At 64.5% G+C, this 21,141-nt stretch carries 13 protein-coding genes and 1 pseudogene; 9 read left to right on the forward strand and 5 right to left on the reverse strand.

Annotated features, from left to right (window positions below; all coding sequences use genetic code 11):
* Nucleotides 1–12: 12 nt before the first annotated feature.
* Both VDP74_RS06700 and VDP74_RS15305 read right to left on the reverse strand, forming a co-directional pair.
* Entirely contained in the window at nt 13–2,223 is a 2,211-nt protein-coding gene (locus VDP74_RS06700; protein WP_322998857.1) for a putative bifunctional diguanylate cyclase/phosphodiesterase, read from the reverse strand.
* 617 nt (nt 2,224–2,840) lie between these two features.
* Nucleotides 2,841–3,155, reverse strand: a complete 315-nt coding sequence (locus VDP74_RS15305) for a hypothetical protein (protein ID WP_416232949.1) — start codon at nt 3,153–3,155, stop codon at nt 2,841–2,843.
* Between the two features lie 390 nt (nt 3,156–3,545).
* Here VDP74_RS15305 and VDP74_RS06705 point away from each other — a divergent pair.
* Nucleotides 3,546–3,858, forward strand: a pseudogene (locus VDP74_RS06705) (HigA family addiction module antitoxin).
* Nucleotides 3,859–3,891: 33 nt separating this feature from the next.
* On the opposite strand, the gene cas3f reads toward VDP74_RS06705, so the two are convergent.
* Both cas3f and cas1f read right to left on the reverse strand, forming a co-directional pair.
* Nucleotides 3,892–7,284 (reverse strand): type I-F CRISPR-associated helicase Cas3f, encoded by a 3,393-nt coding sequence (gene cas3f, locus VDP74_RS06710; RefSeq protein ID WP_322998858.1) that lies wholly within the window; start codon nt 7,282–7,284, stop codon nt 3,892–3,894.
* Nucleotides 7,281–8,285 carry a type I-F CRISPR-associated endonuclease Cas1f gene (gene cas1f / locus VDP74_RS06715; RefSeq protein ID WP_322998859.1) on the reverse strand — a complete coding sequence of 335 codons (1,005 nt, stop codon included), beginning with the start codon at nt 8,283–8,285 and terminating at the stop codon, nt 7,281–7,283. The genes cas3f and cas1f overlap by 4 nt, the downstream gene beginning before the upstream one ends.
* A gap of 157 nt (nt 8,286–8,442) precedes the next feature.
* Here cas1f and mutS point away from each other — a divergent pair, with 157 nt between their 5' ends.
* Nucleotides 8,443–11,037 (forward strand): DNA mismatch repair protein MutS, encoded by a 2,595-nt coding sequence (mutS, locus tag VDP74_RS06720; RefSeq protein WP_322998860.1) that lies wholly within the window; start codon nt 8,443–8,445, stop codon nt 11,035–11,037.
* A 90-nt stretch (nt 11,038–11,127) separates the two neighbouring features.
* Nucleotides 11,128–12,333: a cupin domain-containing protein gene (locus VDP74_RS06725; RefSeq protein ID WP_322998861.1), complete on the forward strand. Its 1,206-nt coding sequence runs from the start codon at nt 11,128–11,130 to the stop codon at nt 12,331–12,333.
* Here the strand turns inward: VDP74_RS06725 and VDP74_RS06730 are convergent.
* On the reverse strand, nt 12,324–13,418 hold the full coding sequence (locus VDP74_RS06730) for a substrate-binding domain-containing protein (protein ID WP_322998862.1): 1,095 nt from the start codon (nt 13,416–13,418) through the stop codon (nt 12,324–12,326). The genes VDP74_RS06725 and VDP74_RS06730 overlap by 10 nt on opposite strands.
* A gap of 195 nt (nt 13,419–13,613) precedes the next feature.
* Here VDP74_RS06730 and VDP74_RS06735 point away from each other — a divergent pair, with 195 nt between their 5' ends.
* The 6 genes from VDP74_RS06735 to VDP74_RS06760 all read left to right on the forward strand — a co-directional run bounded on the left by VDP74_RS06735 (nt 13,614) and on the right by VDP74_RS06760 (nt 21,133).
* Nucleotides 13,614–14,078 carry an NAD(P)H-dependent oxidoreductase subunit E gene (locus VDP74_RS06735; protein WP_322998863.1) on the forward strand — a complete coding sequence of 155 codons (465 nt, stop codon included), beginning with the start codon at nt 13,614–13,616 and terminating at the stop codon, nt 14,076–14,078.
* A gap of 1 nt (nt 14,079) precedes the next feature.
* Nucleotides 14,080–15,639: an NADH-quinone oxidoreductase subunit NuoF gene (locus tag VDP74_RS06740; RefSeq protein WP_322998864.1), complete on the forward strand. Its 1,560-nt coding sequence runs from the start codon at nt 14,080–14,082 to the stop codon at nt 15,637–15,639.
* 10 nt (nt 15,640–15,649) lie between these two features.
* Nucleotides 15,650–18,523: a formate dehydrogenase subunit alpha gene (gene fdhF, locus VDP74_RS06745; protein ID WP_322998865.1), complete on the forward strand. Its 2,874-nt coding sequence runs from the start codon at nt 15,650–15,652 to the stop codon at nt 18,521–18,523.
* Nucleotides 18,524–18,533: 10 nt separating this feature from the next.
* Entirely contained in the window at nt 18,534–19,388 is an 855-nt protein-coding gene (gene fdhD / locus VDP74_RS06750; protein ID WP_322998866.1) for a formate dehydrogenase accessory sulfurtransferase FdhD, read from the forward strand.
* Complete coding sequence (locus VDP74_RS06755) at nt 19,385–19,648, forward strand: formate dehydrogenase subunit delta (protein WP_322998867.1); 264 nt, start codon at nt 19,385–19,387, stop codon at nt 19,646–19,648. The genes fdhD and VDP74_RS06755 overlap by 4 nt, the downstream gene beginning before the upstream one ends.
* Before the next feature lie 75 nt (nt 19,649–19,723).
* On the forward strand, nt 19,724–21,133 hold the full coding sequence (locus VDP74_RS06760; RefSeq protein ID WP_322998868.1) for an OFA family MFS transporter: 1,410 nt from the start codon (nt 19,724–19,726) through the stop codon (nt 21,131–21,133).
* Nucleotides 21,134–21,141 lie beyond the last annotated feature (8 nt).

Below are 21,141 nucleotides of genomic sequence, written 5' to 3' on the forward strand. Positions count from 1 at the left end.
AACAGCCGGTGTTCAGATGCCGGCTGCCTGCCGACCAGCCAGCCATTGCCGAAATGCCGCATCGTCCAGCGGCCGGGAAAACAAGTAGCCCTGGCCTTCCTCGCAGCCCGAGGCCTGCAAGGCTTCGCGCTGCGAGGGCGTTTCTATGCCCTCGGCGATCGTGTGCACCCGCAGGTGCCGGGCCAGCGCAATAACGGTACGGGCGATGCCGAAACGATCGTCCCCGTCCTGAGGCCCGCTGACGAAGCTGCGGTCGATCTTCAGCCGGTCCAGGCTGAGACGCTGGATGACGCTGAGCGACGAATACCCCGTACCGAAATCGTCCATGGCCACCCGGATGCCCCGGGCGCGCAGCGCATCCAGGCGCGCGGCCAGCACATCGACGTTGCCGATGGCCACTGATTCCGTCAATTCGATTTCCACCTGTTCCCCCGGCACGCCGATTTCATTCAGGATGGACAGCAGCCCGCGCACGAAATTCGGCTCTGCGAATTGCACGTGGGACACATTCACCGCCACCCGGAAATCATCGCCCACCAGCCCGGCCAGGGATTTGCGCCACTTCAGGGCAGTGCGAAACACCCATTCGCCAATCGGAATCATCAGGCCGGATTGTTCGGCCAGGGGAATGAAGCGATCGGGAGGAATGAACTGGCCATCGGGAGTCTCCCAGCGCAGCAGGCATTCCGCCCCCACGACGCGCTCGTCTCGCAGGCGGATGAAGGGCTGATACTGCAGAAACAGGTGTTCCGCCGAAAACGATGCCCGCAAGCGATTGAGCATCTGGATGCGATCCCGGGCCGCATCCGCCTGGGCAGCCTCGAACATCATGAATTTGCCCCGCTGGAAGCGTTTGGCCTGCTTCAGGGCTGCCCCGGCGTTCTTCAGGACCGCCACCCCCGGCTGGCCATCGCCCTGCAGGCGCACCAGGCCCGCCGTGGCCGACAGGCGCAAGGGTTCGCCGCCCGCCATCTCGAACGGTTCGGCAAAGACCCGCGCGATATGATCTGCCGTCACCTGATCGGCAGGCCCGTACAGGCCAAACAGATCGCCGCCCAGCCTGGCCACCATGGTTTCCGCCGGGAAGGCCAGCCGCAGTTTGCGGGCGGCCGCCTGCAGCACGGCATCGCCGTAGCTGTCGTCCAGGATGCTGTTGATCTCGGAAAAATTATCCAGATCCACCAGCGCCAGGACATTCACCCCGGCAGCCTGGGCATCGATCGCGGCCACCATGGCATTGCGATTGGGCAGATGCACCAGGACGTCCTGGTAGGCCAGGTCGTTGATATCCAGGTACAACTGCAGATTTTCAAAGGCGATGGAGATGTTGCCGCAGAAGACTTCCAGCAGCCGCCGTTCGAGTTCCGACAAGGGGCCGGGCACATCGACGAAGGCGGCCAGGACCTGCCCGCCCCGCCCGGAGAAAAACAGGCCAACCCCACCATCGAAACAATGCTGCCGGGTATCCAGCACGTGCTGCAGGCAGCCCCTGACGCGCCCATCGGGCACATCGCGCAGGGCCATGCCCACCCAGGCATCGTAGTGGCCCGCCGCCGCCAAAATGTAGGGATGCGAGCCGGGTTCCGGCAGGACGGCACACACCAGACATTCAGCACTGACCTTCAGCACGGCGCACAGCTGGGTCACGATGCCGGCCGCGAATTTCTTCATGCCGACCGGCCTGCCCAGTTCCGCCGTGGCCGACAGTACCTGTTCCAGCCCGCGGCGGCTGGATTCCAGCTGCCGGATCTGAGCGTAGGAGCGCACCGCCATGGTCAGGCTGGTGAACAGGCGCACCTGGGTCAGTTCGGATTTGGTCTTGTAGTCGTTGATGTCATACAGCCGGATCGTGTCGATTTCAGGCGCATAGCCCGGCTGCCCCGTGCGCAGGATGACGCGGATCATCGAGTTGCCCAGATCCTCGCGGATCCGGCGCACCAGCTGCAGGCCTTCGTCGTTGCTGCCCATGACGACATCGATCAGCGCCACCGCAAAATCATCGCGCCCAGCCAGGAATTCGATCGCCTGCGCCGCAGAACTGGCATGGCTGAATTCAAGCGCACGGCCCTCGACTTCCACGTCCTTCAAGGCCAGCCGCGTCGCGGCATGGACATCGGGCTCGTCATCGACCACCAGCACCTGCCAGACCTGCATGGGCGGTGGTTCCACCGGCCCGCCAGGTTCTTCCATGAAGGCGAAGGCCTCATCATCACTATGCGCCATGGAACCTCTTTGATTTTTATAGGGCTTTCCCCGCTGTTCGACAGCCAGGCAGCGATGCGGACAAGGTTACATCAAGGCAATGGCCCCCATTTCAGCAAGGAAATGGCACTCTTCGGCCCCATGCGGCAGATTTATCCACGCGGCTTGTGGACAAACCCATGGACAAGCTGCGGGTTATCCCTGAATCTTCTGTCTGATCAAAGACTTGAATGCACCGCACAAATATTGCCCGGCGTGCTGCACTTGTCCACGAAAATTGTGGACAAGGTTAGGGATAAGCGAGGTTGGTTCCGGGAGGTTCTGTTTGAGATCAAAGGGTTGGGGTGGATGGGGTGCGGGGTGATCGGGGGTATGGGGTGAGGCACCTACGGCAAACGCTGGAGGAAGCGATCCTGCTGGCGGGCTGAGTTGGCCTCGTGACGATCGGATGCGGATCGTCCAGAACACGGATACTTGCCGAAGCCAGAGCAACAGGCTCGGCACGAGTCCGCTGGCGCAACCATCCGCGCTTTGGCCCGATCTAGCCGAACGCCCCTGACCCGGCCATCACGAAAACTGCGCAAAGCGCCAGCTGCCTGTGCGGCAGTGAACGCGCTATCGCGCGGTCCTCCCAAGGTTCAGGTTTTCTCAGCTGCCTGTGCGGCAGTGAACTTGGCGAACTTGGCAAGATCGGCGGCGCGCTTTTTCTCAGCTGCCTGTGCGGCAGTGAACTTGTGATCGTCATCGAAACCCAGCCCACCTGGTTTCTCAGCTGCCTGTGCGGCAGTGAACAGGATGCGATGCTCATAATCCCATCCATCGTTTTTCTCAGCTGCCGCACAGGCAGCTGAGAAAACACCCGCGAAACCCTGGCGCTGCTGCAGCACGTTCACTGCCGCACAGGCAGCTGAGAAAACAGAGATCGTGCCGGCCGTCTTTTTGATGAGGTTCACTGCCGCACAGGCAGCTGAGAAAAAGGGCAAGCGCTACAGCGTCGAGCACCTGCGGTTCACTGCCGCACAGGCAACTGAGAAAAGGTGCGGCGTGATGCCGCAGAAATAGATCGCGTTCACTGCCGCACAGGCAGCTGAGAAAGTCAGACCTAGCGGCGCTGTGTATGCGCAAGGGTTCACTGCCGCACAGGCAGCTGAGAAAGTTCCCCACATGGGTATCGGCCGGTATTTTTGGTTCACTGCCGCACAGGCAGCTGAGAAAGTCGCGTGGGCTGCCGAACGTGAAGAGCAGATGTTCACTGCCGCACAGGCAGCTGAGAAATGTAGATTGCAATGCGGTCATGGGCTGATTACGTTCACTGCCGCACAGGCAGCCGAAGGACCTAGAAAATGATCAAAAACGGCATGCGCCCCGTACACCCCGGCGAAATCCTGCGCGAGGACTACCTGATCCCCCCTGGGGATGAGCGCCAATGCGCTGGCTCGTCATCTGCTCGTACCTGCTTCCCGCATCAACGACATTCTGCTCGAACGACGCGGCGTCACAGCCGACACGGCACTGCGGCTAAGCCGCTATTTCGGCTGCGACGCGCAGTCCTGGCTGAATCTCCAGACGGCCTTCGACCTGCGCACAGCAGAACTCAACCCCGAACTACAAACGGCACTGGAATCGCTACACCCCATGGAACCAGTCCCCGCATAGCGGCAAGGCAAGCCCAGCATTCACTGTTCACTTTCACGCCTTCACTGCAAACCCCAAGGCTGGATGCCAGCGCCAGCCTCCCTCACTGGCCGGCAGCATGACACGCGTGTACCTCAGGACGAATACTTCCAGGGGTAAACCGAGATCCTCGGCCTGGCTTTCAATACCGCTTTTCCAATCCTCGTCCTTGCTCCAGCGGCTGATCCCTTCGCCCTGAACATCGGTTTCCGGTACCTGCCAGCACTGGCTGGCACCGATCGGGACATAGAGTTCCTGGAACTTGCGCTCCCCCTCCTCCACCCGGCATAGGCGAGGCACCTCATCCTCGTCCAGTTTCCAAACCACCTCCACATCGGGACGCGGCTGATGCCGGAATGGCTGCCCCTGTTGCAAAAAGGCGGTCAGCCGCGCATGCGCACGCAGCCAAAAGCTCGTGGCATTCAGTCGACGCGCAGGCTCAGGTGGCAGCATCTGAAACGCCATCCGGACATGTTCCAAGTCGACCAAATTACCGGCGGGCTGGCGATCCGATTCAGCGCGGGCGACGATGCGCAGCTGCGCATCGACGGGCATACACTGCTCGCCATTCAACCAGGGCGCCAGCAGCGCAATCAGGCTGTGCGGCTGCAAAGGACAATCCGGACTTTCGAAGCCCGGCCGGCAAAAGGCCGGCTGCCCCGGTTGCTCAAAATGCTTCAGATTGCTGTCGCACACCAGCACATTGGGTTGCAACGCGACCTTGTCGCGACGATGACGCCACACTCGCCCCGCAAGCTGGATCAATGAACGCATCGAAGAAGGTTCAACCACGGCCCAGTCATAATCATGATCTCGCCCGACCTCGGTCACAGGAGATCCCAGCACCACAAACAACTGATCCCTGGACTCCACTGCATCGATGCGCCGGCGCACATCGGGCAGGTTGAACACTGTGCCCTCCAGCCGCCGGTCCAGTGCCATATCCAACTGATTTTCGATCCGGGACCGCAGGCACAGCGGGAACTGGGAATGATAAACACACAGGTGAATGTGCACCCCCGGGGGCGCTCCCAGGTGGAACAAGGCCAATGCCACGTCGAACAGCGGATTGATATTCGCCATGCGAATCAAGCCGAAGCTGACGCGCTTGCCACTGTGTGGATCCTCGGCACCGTGCTGGGCATGCAGGCGCAAAGCGGCATCCCGGAGAATGCCAGCGAAAGCGGCTCTTCGATCCGCCTCACTCATTGCCCGCAAGGTTCCGGGCAATGGAAACAAACCCGCCAGACGCCGTACTGCCTGCTCCCCCAACCGTTGCGCGCGTTTCTCCGCGAACATCTGGTGCGCCTGATCGAATTGCCCGGCGTCCGGGCAATCCGCATGCATCTGCGCAAACTCGTCGATCCAGAGACAGCAGACAGCGGGCGCATCCGATGGCCGAACGCCACGATTTCGCTGAAACCAGCGGCGCCCCTCCAGATAGGCCGCAAACAACCCCTGGACCAGAGCAGGCGGCAAGGTTGCCGAAGACACCAGGACGCGTGCGCCCAGCAGGCCAGCCCAATGCACTAGGCGCGTCAAAGCCGGCAGGTCGGACAGATCAAAATCGTCCGGTTCGTCCAGCACCAGATCCCCCGTCATCAGGCGCAGCATGGGCACGATCTGGCGGCCGCCACGCAGGCCCTCCGTGGCCGGAGTCAGATGATCGACCGTGCAGACCAGCAAAGGCGCCGCCAGGAAGCGGCGAACCCCAGCCTCGTGCCCCAGATGATCCAGCACCGGATGCTGGTCATTGCCCTCGTAGACGATGTGAGTGGTCTCGTCCAGCAAAGATTGCCGGGAGGCAGAACCACTGTCTTCAGCCAATCGCGCGTAATACTCGAACAATTCTCGGTTCGCGACGCCCCCTACCCGAATGGCCAGTTCGTCATCCGACAGGCCCAGATCCTTTTGAAAGCTACGGCCCGTTTGCAGGGTCAGTGTCCGCAAACCGATCGCGAATGCGCAGCGTAGACCCAGCGCGGGGTCGGCCAGCGCGTTCATGATCCGAGCGTTCCCCAAGGTCTTGCCGCACCCAGTCGATGCCATATTGACGATGAAAGCCCCCTGCTCCGCCGCACGCTGGCGCACGCCTGCAGTCAGATCAGCCGCCTTGTCCTGCCAGCGGAACGCAACATTCGCGCTGCGTTTTTTTAGTCCGCGATGACCGATCAAGTGGCTCAGATCCCTTGTCAGAATTGGCAGCGAATGCACGATCCGGCCCGCATGCAACTCTACGCCCAGCAAATGCTCGTCCAAGGGCTGCAGCAGCGCGCCAGTCTCGCGCCGTGTATTGGCGTACAACGGAAAATCCTTCTCCCCCCTCGTCCGATCCTCTGCCGCCTCCAGGCTAGAGTAATGGTGATCCCCCAACATCAGCGCAAGGCGCGACACATGCATGATGAACGGGTCGCTCAGACAGTCTCCAATCGTCGACAGATCCTGCAATAAACTTCGCGCGATACGCGCCGCCCGCTTGCGCCACTGCACAGTCCGCACCGGCAGCCCCTCGGGGAATTTCCAGTACGGATCAAGCTTGCTTTTGGAGAGCCTAAGTTCCCCCCACGGCTCGTTCCAATCCGCGTCGATCTGGCTCAATACGGCATCCAGGCTCTGGCCTTTCAGCCCCCTGGGTGACCGGCCATGCCACAACGTAGTCGACTCAAGCGATTCTGTCGGGCTATACGGCAAGGCGGGCAAACGGTGATGCGTCAGCACCAGCCAGGCCACCGCCTGAGCCAAGGGAGGCAACCCCATGCCAGACGGGGCGAACGGTTTGTTGTCGCGCGCAGCCGGATCCACACCATCCCGCAGCAGACGACCTTTCTTATGATCCAGCCACGGAGCCTGGAACCGAAGCCCATCCACACCGTCCCCACCGCCTTCGACCAGACGCTGCAGCCAGGCGGCGTCATCATCCTGGCCCACGAAGGCCTGAAACAATCGCACCGAAACCCATTCATGACGGTAGCGGTTCTTCTCCCGAGGCGAGCCAGGTTGCAGGCGATCCTGAAAGGACTGGGTTGCCTTGCCCAGGTCGTGCAATAGCGCGGCCAATGCGGCGAGCCGACGGATCGTCCTCAAGCTGTGCCAGTCGTTCTCGTCATCGCGCCGCAGCACATCGCCGGCAGTCGTATTCGTCGGCACAGCGCCTTCAGCATTGAACTGTCGTGCATCGCCCACGATCCACAGCAATTCACTATGGTCCCGACCCCTGATCCAGTGACAGGCGACCGCGGTGTTTTTGCGTGCTGTCTGGCGCAGCAATTTTCGCAAAGTTGCCAGTCCTGCCTGAGTGATGGCGGTCTGCCACGTCCGCTCCCCCCGTCTCTCGGCAAACTGATCCAGAATCCGGCGCGTTTCCACTAACGCCCGTTTGCTGCACTGGGACACCAGCAGCACGTTCACATGCTTTCCTTTTGACTCGGTGGATCCGTAGGCGCACGGCTGGCAGTGCTCACGGCAATATCTTTGGCCGTATCAATCATGAAGTCCAGGGATTCGCTGCGGGTCAGCGCCTCGATGCAGTTCCGGCGAAACTGCTGCTCATCATCGCCCCGCATGGCGGACAGAAAGGCTTGGGGCAAGATGCAGGCGTCTTTGGCCAAATCCGCCACGTCGAAGACCAGGCCGCCACGACGTGTCTTGCCATGCAAAACGGCCAGACCATGAGGCAGACCCAAGACCCAACAGGCAGTTGCCCCGAGGCCATAGGCGAGATAATTGCCGTGATCCAAAAAACGGTTGGCGGGATCGGTGCTGGATCCCCGCCTGGCCCGTGTGAAATCCCCATAGCCCACGGTATCAACAGCCGTCTTGAACAAGGCCTTGGTCAACCGGGCTTCCTCTGTCAACAGATCAACCGTATTCCCAGCCTGACCGACTCGCGACAAACTCTGTTCCAATAATGCGTCAAGCCGCGCGCCATCGACCTGAAAACCGGCGTCCGTAAGAGCTGCCTGCCGCCATTCCCGATTCAGGTGCTGAAGGCGGGCCCTCTGCAGCGACTTCGCCGCCACCAACCTCAGATCGTCGTCAAACCAGAACCGCACCCACGCCTGCAGGTATTCCGTCGGACGATACTCGCTCTGAGGACTGAGCCAGGCCACTTCCACATCGACCTCGTTCGCGGAAAACAGGGGAGTTCCACCACCCCCGCTGAAACCCACCAGAACACCAGCCTTCGCCAATTCCCGCATGGCCGCCTGAGTGATCGACGTCCCTGTGCCCAACAAGATGCTGGTGGTATTGGCAATAGGAATGTTCCAGTACAGCGAGCGCTTGCCCGCATCCGTCACATATTCCACCCGGCCACCATTGACCAGCACCCGGCAATGTTCCAGATAGTAGATATTGGCCCGCTTGGAGTGCAGGATCGTCTTGAGATCCGAGGCAGCGATATCATCCATGTGTATTTATGTAACACAAATCCACGGCAAGTACAGCTTTCGGCTTGCACTTGAAAGCGGGTATTGCTCAAAGGGTACTTCGCCCCAACACCCCCACCCCCACATTGAACGATAATACCCCCTGCCCCTCCCACCTCAAGCAGACCGATTCCCCCGCATGACCACCCCCGATCTCTCCGGCCACACCCCCATGATGCAGCAATATCTACAGCTGAAAGCCCAGGCGGGCTCGCACCTGCTGTTCTATCGCATGGGGGACTTCTACGAGATGTTCTACGACGATGCGGAACGCGGGGCGCGGCTGCTGAACCTGACGCTGACCAAGCGCGGCACATCCAACGGCTCGCCGATTCCGATGGCGGGGGTGCCACATCACGCCATGGAAGGCTATCTGGCGCGGCTGGTGGCGCTGGGCGAATCCATTGCCATCTGCGAACAGGTGGGCGATCCGGCGGCCAGCAAGGGGCCGGTGGAACGCAAGATCGTGCGGGTGGTGACGCCGGGCACGCTGACCGACGAGGCCCTGCTGCCGGCCCGCGAAGACCGGGTGATCGCGGCCTGGGTGACGGGCCGCAACCGGCACAAGGACAGCATCGGGCTGGCCTGGATGAACCTGGCCAATGGGGAATTCAAGACCTGCGAATGCGCGCCGGAACTGCTGGATACGGAACTGGGGCGCATCGCGCCGGCCGAGCTGGTCTGCGCGGAACAGGCGGACGTGCAGGCGCTGGAAGCGTCCGGGCTGGAATCGGCGATCAGCCGGGTGCCGGACTGGCATTTTGAATCGGATGGCGCGCGCGATACGCTGCTGCGCCACTTCGGGGTGGCGGACGTGGGGGCCTTCGGGCTGGACCACCTGCCGCTGGCAATGTGCGCGGCAGGCGCCCTGTTACGCTATGTGGGCGCCACCCAGGCGCAGACACTCAGCCACGTCCACAGTCTGGCGGTGGACGCCGGCGGTGACTACGTGGTGCTGGATCCGGCCACGCGGCGCAATCTGGAAATCACCGACACGCTGAACGGGGGCGAAGGGCCGACCTTGTTCAGCACACTGGACCATGCCCGCACGCCCATGGGCAGCCGCCAGCTGCGGCGCTGGCTGCAGGCGCCGCTGCGCGACAATCCGCAGGCGCAGGCCCGGCAGGATGCCATCACGCAACTGCTGCAGGCCGCCGATTCGGACCGTGCGCTGCTGACCCTGCGAGACGGCCTGCGCGCCCTGCCCGATCTGGAACGCATGGCCACCCGGCTGGCGCTGGGCACGATCCGGCCGCGCGAACTGGCCAGCCTGCGCGACGCGCTGGGGACGCTGGAACCGCTGGCCGCCACCGCCCAGGCCGATTTCCAGGCTGCCGGGCTGCTGGCCGACAGCCTGCGGGCGATCCCGGTGGACGCGGCGCTGGCCACCCTGCTGACGCGGGCCATCGCCCCCGAACCGGCGCTGATGATCCGCGATGGCGGCGTGATCGCCGCAGGCTACGACGAGGAACTCGACACCCTGCGCCAACTGGCGGGCGATAACGGCGCCTTCCTGGTGGAGATGGAAACCCGCGAACGCGAACGCACCGGCATCGCCAATCTGCGGGTGGAATACAACCGGGTGCACGGCTTTTTCATCGAGGTCACGCGCGGCCAGGCAGACAAGGTCCCTGACGACTACCGCCGCCGCCAGACGCTGAAGAACGTCGAACGCTACATCACGCCCGAACTGAAGGCCTGGGAAGACAAGGTCCTGTCGGCCCGCGAACGCGGCCTGGCCCGCGAGAAACTGCTGTTCGACCAGATGCTGGCGCAGGTGGCCGAACACGCGGCTGCCTTGGCGGCCAGCGCCGCCGCCCTGGCCCGCATCGATGCGCTGGCGTCGCTGGCGCACCATGCCCGCCGCCACGGCTGGGTCGCCCCCGAATTGTGCGATGACATCTGCCTGGACATCCAGGCGGGCCGCCATCCGGTGGTGGAACACAGCATCGAGACGTTCACGCCCAATGACTGCCTGATGCACGACGAACGTCGCATGTTGCTGGTCACCGGGCCGAACATGGGCGGCAAATCCACGTACATGCGCCAGGTGGCGCTGATCGCGCTGCTGGCCCGCATGGGCAGCTACGTGCCGGCCCGCCATGCCCGCATCGGGCCGATCGACCGCATTTTCACGCGGATCGGGGCGGCCGACGACCTGGCGGGCGGGCGCTCGACCTTCATGATGGAAATGATGGAAGCCGGCGTCATCCTGGCGGCCGCCACGCCGCACAGCCTGGTGCTGATGGACGAAATCGGCCGAGGCACATCCACCTACGACGGGTTGGCGCTGGCCTGGGCCATCGCCCACCGCCTGCTGACGCACAACCGGGCGCTGACGCTGTTCGCCACCCACTATTTCGAGATCACCCGGCTGCCGGAAAAGACCCACGGTGTCAGCAATGTGCACCTGGCCGCAGCCGACGCCCCCGACGGCGTGGTGTTCCTGCATGAGGTGCGCCCCGGCCCCGCCAGCCAGAGCTACGGCCTGCACGTGGCGCAGCGCGCGGGGATACCGCCCGTGGTGATCCGCCACGCCCGCAAGGAACTGGCTGAACTCGAGGCCCGCAACCGCGCTGAATCACAGATGTCATTGTTCATCCAGCAGACCGAGGCGGAAGACCGCGATCCGGACGCCCCGCTGAAAACGGCCTTGCAGGCCCTGGATCCGGACACGCTCAGCCCGCGCGAGGCACTGCAGCTGCTCTACCAATTGCGCCGCGATTTTCTTTGATTTTCAGCGGCGACCCCCTACACTGATTCCACCCGATCACCCCGTGGCGGCGTCCCGACGTCACCACGGGTCCTGCCAGGACACACCGCCATGTCTCGCGCCTACACCACCCCCGACATCGACCAGCCCACCTCTTTGCTGGGCGGCCTGACGCCACGCGAATTCATGCGCGACTACTGGCAGAAGAAACCGTTGCTGATCCGCCAGGCGATTCCCGGTTTCCAGCCGCCCGTGACCATCCGCGACGTGCAGACCCTGGCCCGCCGGGAAGAAGTCGAATCCCGCCTGATCACGCAGGGCGACAAGGGCTGGTCCCTGAAACATGGCCCGTTTCGCGGGTTTCCGCCGAAATCCCAGCCCAACTGGACGCTGCTGGTGCAAAGCGTGGATCTGCACGACGACGAATCCGCAGCGCTGCTGCGGCAATTTCGCTTTATTTCCGATGCCCGCCTGGACGATCTGATGATCAGCATCGCCACCGACGGCGGTGGCGTGGGGCCGCATTTCGACAGCTACGACGTCTTTTTGCTGCAAGGCCAGGGCCGGCGCCGCTGGCGCACCAGCAGCCAGCCCGATCGCGGCCTGGTCCCAGGCCTGCCGCTGAAGATCCTGGCTGATTTCCGGCCGGATGCCGACGACATCCTGGAACCCGGCGACATGCTGTACCTGCCGCCGCACGTCTGCCACGACGGGGTGGCGATCGGCAACGACTGCATGACGCTGTCCATCGGCTTTCGCGTGCCCAGCCAGGCGACCCTGGCGCGCGGCCTGCTGGAATCGGCTGCCGACCAGCTGTCGGCGCAGCACCTGGGCGATCCAGGCCTGTACGGGCACCCTTGCCTGCCGGGTCCGGATCTGTCCACCCTGTACACCGACGCGGACATCCCCGCCACGCAACATCCGGCCGCCCTGCCCGATCAGCTGGTGCGATCGACCCTGGACACGCTGCAAAGCATCCGCCTGGACGAAGCCGTGGCCGCCCGGTTCCTGGGTCAATGGCTGACGAACCTGCCCGACAATGCGCTGTTCGATCCCCCGGACGAGCCGGCGTCCCTGTCGGCGGGGGTTCCGGCACAAGGCCGGATCGTGCTGGATCGCTGTACTCGCCTGATGTACAGCGGTGCGCAGGTCTTCATCAACGGCGAAGTCGCCGATCTGGCCGCATCGCCGGCCCTGGAAGCCCTGGCAGACCACCGCAGCCTGCCGGCGGACAGTCTCAGGGGGCTGGCCCCCGACGTCCTGGCCATGCTGGACGAATGGCTGCAGGAAGGCTGGGCGCACTGGGATCAGGCGTAGCCGGCGCCAAAGGCCTGTTCCAGCGTCTGCACCTGCCCCAGCAGGCTGCAGTCGTAGCCGACCAGGTCACGGACGTAGGCCTGGTAGGCCTCGCCGTTCATCAGATCCAGCAGGCGCTGTAGGGACTGCGTGCCCACCAGGTCCTTGTTGATGCCGAAGAAATACCGTTCCTTGGCCAGCGGAATGAAATCCAGCCCGCAGCGCCAGGCGGCGGTCTCGACCCCGATGCCCACGTCCGCCATGCCGCTGGCGATGTGCGCGGCGATCGCCAGGTGGGTGAATTCGCCGCTGTCGAAACCCGTGACCTGGCTGGGATCGATGCCATGGCGTTCCAGCAGCAGGTGCACCAGGAAGCGCGTGCTGGACCCCATCTGCCGATTCACGAAGCGCACATCGGGGCGCACGAAATCCTGGACAGACAGGATGTTTTTCGGATTGCCGGGCTGCACGAACAGGCCGGTGTTGCGCTCGGCCAGATGCAGCAGCAGCATGCGGTCCGGATTCAGCCAATGGCCGTAGCGCTTCAGGATGGGCTGTTCGTATTCATCGACCGGCACCTGGAACCCCGCCAGGTCGCATTCCCCCCGGTCCAGCGATGACAGGGCCTCGATCCCGGTGCGGTAGCGCAGTTCCAGCGGCAGCATGTCCTGGCCATTGGCCAGGCGCATCAGGCCTTCGACCGCAAAGCCGTGGCTGGCGTGCAGGCGCAGCACCGACATTTCTTCCGAATACAGGCGCTGCAGTTCTTCCTGCAGTTCGGATGCGATGCTTTCGAAGGTAGGCGCCAGGCGGGCGTCGATGCGGCGATTGGCCCATAGCAGATGCTGGGCAAAACTGGTCAGCCGCGATCCGCGCCGGCGAGAGGTTTCGATCAGCGGCGCCTGGAAGTCGGCCTCGGCCTTGCGCAGGATACCCCAGGCATGCCGGTACGACAGGCCGCGCGCCTGACAGGCGCCGGCGATGTGGCCGTATTCATCCACCGCCGCCAGCAGCCGCATGACCTCGCCCATGGGCAGTATTTCCCCGGATTGCTTTTCCAGAACCCATTCCGAATCCAGTCTGGGTTTGAAGCGATAAACCGCCATGTCTCCTCCTGATTTTTTAATATTATGCAATCAATTGCATATAAATGGAGTACCCATCTTTTTAATATGCTCTTTATATCTTATTGAAATCAATTCATTTTCGATAGTAGAGTAAATCAACGGCAATCAATATATATGCATACAAAAACATATTAAAGCGCGTGGCCTGCCGCCCATGCGCCTGGAGACATCCGCATGGACAGCGTTCGCACCGATCCGGCCCCCCAGGACCACAGCCCCCTGATTCAGGACATCCTGACGCGGCACGCCGGCCAGCCCGGGTCGCTGTTGCCCATCCTGCATGCCGTGCAGGACACCCTGGGCCATATCCCCGAAGACGCGGTCGGCATGATCGCCGCCGGCATCCAGCGGTCGCGCGCGGAAGTCCACGGAGTCATCCATTTCTACACGCACTTTCGCACCACGCCACCGGCGCGCACGCAGGTGGAAGTCTGCCGCGCCGAATCCTGTCAGGCCTGCGGCAGCGAGGCCCTGTACCGCCACGCCGAACAGCGCGCAGCCGGCCAGCCCGCCGGCCAGATGTCACTGGCGCCGGTGTACTGCCTGGGGCTGTGCGCCCAGTCCCCGGCAGTGATGATCAACGGCCAGCCGCACGCCCGGGTCACGCCGGAAAAACTCGACGCCCTGCTGGAGTCCTGACATGGAACGCACCCTGTACATTCCCCTGGATTCCTCGGCGCTGGCCATGGGCGCGGACGCCCTGGCCGACGCCTTCCTGGCCGAAGCCGCGCAACGCGGCATTGCCCTGACCATCGTGCGCAACGGCTCGCGCGGCATGCTGTGGCTGGAACCCCTGGTCGAGGCCCAGACCCCGGCCGGGCGCATCGCCTACGGGCCGGTCACGGTACAGGACGTGCCGTCCATCCTGGATGCCGCCTGGGCCGACGGCGCCTCGCACCCCCTGTGCCACGGCCCCACCGACGCCATGCCCTTCCTGCAGAAACAGGAACGCCTGACCTTCGCCCGCGTGGGCATCACCGACCCGGTCAGCGTCACGGACTACCAGGCCCATGGCGGCTACGCCGGGCTGCGCCAGGCGCTGGACATGCCCCCTGCCGACATCGTGTCCTGTATCACCGAATCCGGCCTGCGCGGCCGGGGCGGCGCGGCCTTTCCCACCGGCATCAAATGGCGCACGGTCCTGCAGACCGAGGCCGCCCAGAAATATATCGTCTGCAATGCCGACGAGGGCGATTCCGGCACCTTTTCCGACCGCATGCTGATGGAAGGCGACCCGCTTTCCCTGATCGAGGGCATGACGATCGCCGGCGTGGCCGTGGGCGCCACCCGGGGCTACATCTACCTGCGATCCGAATACCCGCAGGCCGAACGCGTGCTGGCCCAGGCCCTGCTGGCTGCGCGCGCAGCCGGCTGGCTGGGCGACGACATCCAGGGTTCCGGCCACGCCTTCGACATCGAACTGCGGCGCGGGGCCGGCGCCTACATCTGCGGCGAGGAAACATCCCTGCTGGAAAGCCTGGAAGGCCGGCGCGGCCTGGTACGCGCCAAACCGCCCCTGCCCGCCATCCGGGGCCTGTTCGGCTGCCCCACGGTCATCAACAACGTCATCTCCCTGGCCACGGTGCCCTTCATCCTGGACCAGGGCGCCGCCGCCTACCGCGACTACGGCATGGGCAAATCACGCGGTACCCTGCCCTTCCAGCTGGCCGGCAACATCCGCCAGGGCGGCCTGGTCGAAAAGGCCTTCGGCCTGACCCTGCGCGAACTGCTGTTCGACTACGGCGGCGGCAGCCGATCGGGCCGGCCGCTGCGGGCCGTGCAGGTGGGCGGCCCCCTGGGGGCCTACCTGCCGGAATCCCAGTGGGACACGCCGCTGGACTATGAAGCCTTCCTGCAGATCTCGGCCATGCTGGGCCACGGCGGGATCGTGGCATTCGACGACACCGTGGACATGGCCGCCATGGCGCAGTACGCCCTGGAATTCTGCGCCATCGAATCCTGCGGTAAATGCACGCCCTGCCGCATCGGCTCGGTGCGCGGCACCGAAGTCCTGCAGAAAATCCGCGACCGGCAAGACCATGAAAACCAGGCCGACCTGCTGCAGGACCTGTGCGACACCATGATGGCCGGGTCCCTGTGCGCCCTGGGGGGCATGACGCCCTACCCGGTGCTGTCGGCCCTGCGCCATTTCCCGGAAGACTTCGGTCTGTCCGCCGAACACGTCCTGCACACCGCCTAAGGAGCCCGCCATGCTGGAAACCGTCCTCAAGCGTGACCGCGATCTGGGCACGCCCCCTTCCCTGGCCACCGAAACCGTCACCCTGTCCATCGACGGGCAGACCCTCACCGTGCCCGCAGGCACGTCCATCATGCGCGCCGCCGCCGAAACCGGCATCCAGATCCCGAAGCTGTGCGCCTCCGACAACCTGGAAGCCTTCGGGTCCTGCCGGCTGTGCCTGGTGGAAATCGAGGGCCGCCGGGGGCACCCCGCATCCTGCACCACGCCCGTCGAGGACGGCATGGTGGTGCGCACGCAGACGTCGAAACTCCACGACCTGCGCCGCAATGTCATGGAACTCTACATTTCCGACCACCCGCTGGACTGCCTGACCTGTCCCGCCAACGGCGACTGCGAACTGCAGGACATGGCCGGCGTGGTGGGCCTGCGCAATGTGCGCTACGGCTTCGACGGCGCCAATCACCTGCAGGACCCGCTGGACACCAGCAACCCCTATTTCACCTACGACGCCTCGAAATGCATTGTCTGCAGCCGCTGCGTGCGCGCCTGCGACGACGTCCAGGGCACCTACGCCCTGACGGTCCAGGCCCGGGGCTTCGATTCGCGCATCGTCGCCGGGCAGGACGACGGTTTCCTGGACAGCGACTGCGTGTCCTGCGGCGCCTGCGTGCAGGCCTGCCCGACCGGCTCGCTGATCGAGAACACCATCATCGAACAGGGCCAGGCCGACCACGCCGTCATCACCACCTGCGCCTATTGCGGGGTGGGCTGCGGCTTCAAGGCCGAAATGCAGGGCGAAACCGTCGTGCGCATGACCCCCTGGAAGGACGGCAAGGCCAATCGCGGGCACTCCTGCGTGAAGGGCCGCTTTGCCTGGGGCTATGCAACCCACGCCGACCGGCTGACCAAGCCCATGATCCGGGAAAAGATCACCGATCCCTGGCGCGAGGTCTCCTGGGAAGAAGCCCTCGGCCACGCGGCGTCCGAACTGCGCCGCATCCAGTCGAAATACGGCATCGATTCCATCGGCGGCATCACGTCGTCGCGCTGCACCAACGAGGAAACCTATCTGGTCCAGAAACTGGTGCGGGCCGCCATGGGCAACAACAACGTCGACACCTGCGGCCGAGTCTGCCATTCCCCCACCGGCTACGGCCTGAAGACCACCATCGGCGAATCGGCCGGCACCCAGACCTTCGACTCGGTCATGCACGTGGACGTCGCCATCGTGCTGGGCGCCAACCCCAGCGCCGCCCACCCGGTCTTCGCCTCGCGCCTGAAACAGCGCCTGCGCCAGGGCGCCCGCCTGATCGTGATCGACCCGCGCCGCATCGAACTGGTCGACGCCCCGCACGTCAAGGCCGACTACCACCTGCCGGTGCGCCCGGGCACCAATGTGGCGGTGCTCAACGCCCTGGCGCACGTCATCGCCACCGAAGGCCTGGCCAACCAGGATTTCATTCAGGCCCGCTGCGAGGACCTGGCCTTCGAACAGTGGCTGGAATTCATCCGCCGCCCGGAACACGCGCCCGAAGCCACCGAATCCATCACCGGCGTGCCGGCTGCCGACCTGCGCGGCGCGGCCCGCCTGTACGCCACCGGGGGCAACGCGGCCATCTACTACGGTCTGGGCGTGACCGAACACAGCCAGGGCTCCACGGCCATCATGTGCATCGCCAACCTGGCCATGCTGACCGGCAACATCGGCCGCGAAGGCGTGGGCATCAACCCGCTGCGCGGCCAGAACAACGTGCAGGGGTCCTGCGACATGGGGTCCTTCCCGCACGAATTCCCCGGCTACCGGCACGTGTCCGACGACGCGGTGCGCGGCGAATTCGAACAGGCCTGGGGCGTGCACCTGCAACCCGAACCCGGCCTGCGGCTGCCCAATATGTTCGACGCGGCCCACAGCGGATCCTTCAGGGGCCTGTACTGCCAGGGCGAAGACATCGCCCAGTCCGACCCGAACACGCAGCATGTCGTGGAAGCCCTGAAAGCCATGGAATGCGTCATCGTCCAGGACATGTTCCTGAACGAGACGGCCAAATACGCGCACATCTTCCTGCCGGGCTCGTCCTTCCTGGAAAAGGACGGCACCTTCACCAACGCCGAACGGCGCATCTCGCGCGTGCGCCAAGTGATGCGGCCCAAGGCCGGCCTGGCCGACTGGGAAGTCACCTGCGCCCTGTCCAGGGCCATGGGCTACCCCATGGATTACGCCCATCCCGGCGAGATCCTGGACGAGATCGCCCGCCTGACGCCGACCTTCGCGGGTGTGTCGTTCGGCCGCATCGCGGCGCTGGGCGGCAGCCTGCAGTGGCCCTGCAACGACAAGGCCCCGGACGGCACGCCCATCATGCACGTGGGCGAATTCGTGCGCGGCAAGGGCCGCTTCATGATCACGCAATACGTGCCGACCGAAGAACGCTCCACGCGCCGCTTCCCCCTGCTGATGACCACCGGCCGCATCCTGTCGCAGTACAACGCGGGGGTGCAGACGCGACGCACGGCCAACAACGCCTGGCACAACGAGGACGTGCTGGAAATCCACCCGCATGACGCCGAAGACCGGGGCATCCTGGAAGGCGACCAGGTCGCGATCCAGAGCCGCGCGGGCGAAACCGTGCTGCGGGCCACCGTCACGGACCGCATCCAGCCGGGGGTGGTCTACACGACCTTTCACTTCCCGGAATGCGGCTCCAACGTCCTGACGACCGACAACACCGACTGGGCGACGGACTGCCCCGAATACAAGGTCACGGCCGTCCAGGTCAGCAAGGTCACACAGCCGTCGACCTGGCAGCAGGACTGGACAGCCTTCGGGCAGGAACAGGGCCGGTTGCTGCAGGACCGGGAAACGCTGGCCAACGCCGCCGGATCCTGAGGACCCCGCCATGCATCCCGCCGACTTCAATCCCATGCCTACCCAGCCCGGCAGCGACGACGCCCACCAACTGGGCGCCATCGTCCGCATCCACGGCCCGCAGGCCGTCGCAGCCCAGGACGCCATCGCCTGCGAACAGGCCGTGGCCCTGGAATACAACGGCATCGCGCATGCCACGCTGCTGGCCTCTCCCCTGCACATCCGGGAACTGGCCCTGGGTTTTTCCTTCACCGAAGGCATCATCCGCAGCGCCGCCGACGTGCTGGACCTGGACATCGAAACCACGCCGCTGGGCCTGATCGCCCGCGTGACCATCCTGGGCAGCCGCCTGCATGCGCTGAAGCAGCGCCGACGCCACCTGGCCGGCATCACCGGCTGCGGCCTGTGCGGGGTCGAAGGCCTGGCCCAGGTGCCACGCGACTTGCCCCCCCTGCCCACGCCGGCACGCCCCTGGCGACAGGCTGCCGTGGAACGGGCGCTGGGGCAATTGCGCCGGGGCCAGCCGCTGCACAACCTGACCGGCGCCACGCACGCGGCCGCCTGGGCTGACGCCGACGGCACGCTGGCCTGGATCTTCGAGGACGTCGGGCGCCACAACGCCCTGGACAAGCTCATCGGCCATCTGCTGCTGCAGCCCGTGGACCGCAGACAGGGTTTCGTGGTGGTGTCCAGCCGGGCCAGCTTCGAGATGGTGCAAAAGGCGCATGCCGCCGGCATCGGCGCACTGATCGCAGTGTCGGCGCCCACATCCCTGGCCGTGCAGCTGGCGCAGGCCGCCCCCATGATGCTGGCCGGCTTCGCCCGGGATGGTCGATTCACCTTGTACAGCCATCCCGATTACCTGGAACAGGAGAGCCAACCGTGACCAATATCGAACATCTGATCCGACTGGCCAACCGCATCGGCTATTTCTTCGAGGCAATGCCGGACCGTTCCGCCAGCATCGACAGCATCGCCGACCACATCCGGCGCTTCTGGGAACCCCGCATGCGCGCAGCGCTGCTGGACTACCTGCACGCCCACCCCGACGGGCAATGGGGCGATACCGCCCTGACGCCCATCTGCCTGGAAGCCATCCAGCGTCATCGCGACCGGCTGACGCCGGCGCGGCCCGCAACAGCCTGACCTTTCTTCACGGATTTTCCGACCTCAACCGCAACACCAACCACAGACCGGGCATACGACCCAGGAGGAGACAGCATGAGTACGGAAGCAAGCCACCCCGGATTTTTCAGCAAGGAACGCATCACCGCCCCACCCGGCTTCAACCGCTGGATGATCCCGCCAGCCGCCCTGGCGGTCCACCTGTGCATCGGCCAGGCCTATGCCTTTTCGGTCTTCAACGGCCCCATGACCAAACTCATCGGCATCCAGCAGCCCGCACCGGATGACTGGGGCCTGCCCGCCCTGGGCTGGATCTTCAGCCTGGCCATCCTGTTCCTGGGCCTGTCGGCCGCCTTCGCCGGCAAATGGCTGGAAGAAGTCGGCCCGCGCAAGGCCATGTTCGTGGCCGCCTGCTGCTTCGGTGGCGGTTTCATCGTGTCCTCGATCGGCGTCTCCACCCATCAGCTCTGGCTGCTGTACCTGGGCTACGGGGTGCTGGGCGGCATCGGGCTGGGCATCGGCTACGTGTCTCCCGTCTCGACCTTGATCAAATGGTTTCCGGACAAGCGCGGCATGGCCACCGGCATGGCCATCATGGGCTTTGGCGGCGGTGCCTTCATCGCCTCGCCCATGTCCGTCGCCCTGATGGAACATTTCCGTACACCAATCTCCATGGGCGTATCCCAGACCTTCCTGGTCATGGGGGTGCTGTACTTCATCTCCATGATGATCGGGGCCTATGCCATCCGCATCCCGGCCGCCGACTGGAAACCCGAGGGCTGGACGCCGCCGGTCACCCAGAAAGGCATGATCTCCCGCAACCACGTGCACATCGACCAGGCGCTCAAGACCCCGCAGTTCTGGCTGCTGTGGTGGGCCCTGACGCTGAACGTCACGGCCGGCATCGGGGTCCTGGGCCAGGCCTCTGTGATGATCCAGGAAAGCTTCCGGGGTGCCATCACGCCCGCCGCCGCAGCCGGCTTCGTCGGCCTGCTGTCGCTGGCCAACATGCTGGGGCGGTTCTTCTGGTCCAGCACCTCCGACTACCTGGGACGCAAGACCACCTATGGGATCTTCTTCGTGCTGGGGGCGATCCTGTACTTCCTGGTGCCCGGCATGGGCGCATCGGGCAACGTGGCCCTGTTCGTCCTGTTCTACGCCATCATCATTTCGATGTACGGCGGTGGATTCTCCACCGTGCCGGCGTACCTGGCCGACCTGTTCGGCACCCGCTACGTGGGCGGCATCCACGGCCGGCTGCTGACTGCCTGGGCCGCTGCCGGGGTGCTGGGGCCGGTCCTGGTGAACTACATCCGCCAGTATCAGGTGGATCACGGCGTCCCGCCGGGCCAGTCCTACACGGTCACCATGTATCTGATGGCCGGGCTGCTGGTCATCGGATTCTTCTGCAACCTGTTCGTGCGGCCAGTGGCCTCGCATCACCACATGAGCAGCGACGCGGATAGCGGCATGCTGTCCGGCGCCACCCTGGCCCATCAGAAATAAGGAGACCC

The organism is Castellaniella sp. (assembly GCF_034674885.1).
Taxonomy (GTDB): Bacteria; Pseudomonadota; Gammaproteobacteria; order Burkholderiales; family Burkholderiaceae_B; genus Castellaniella.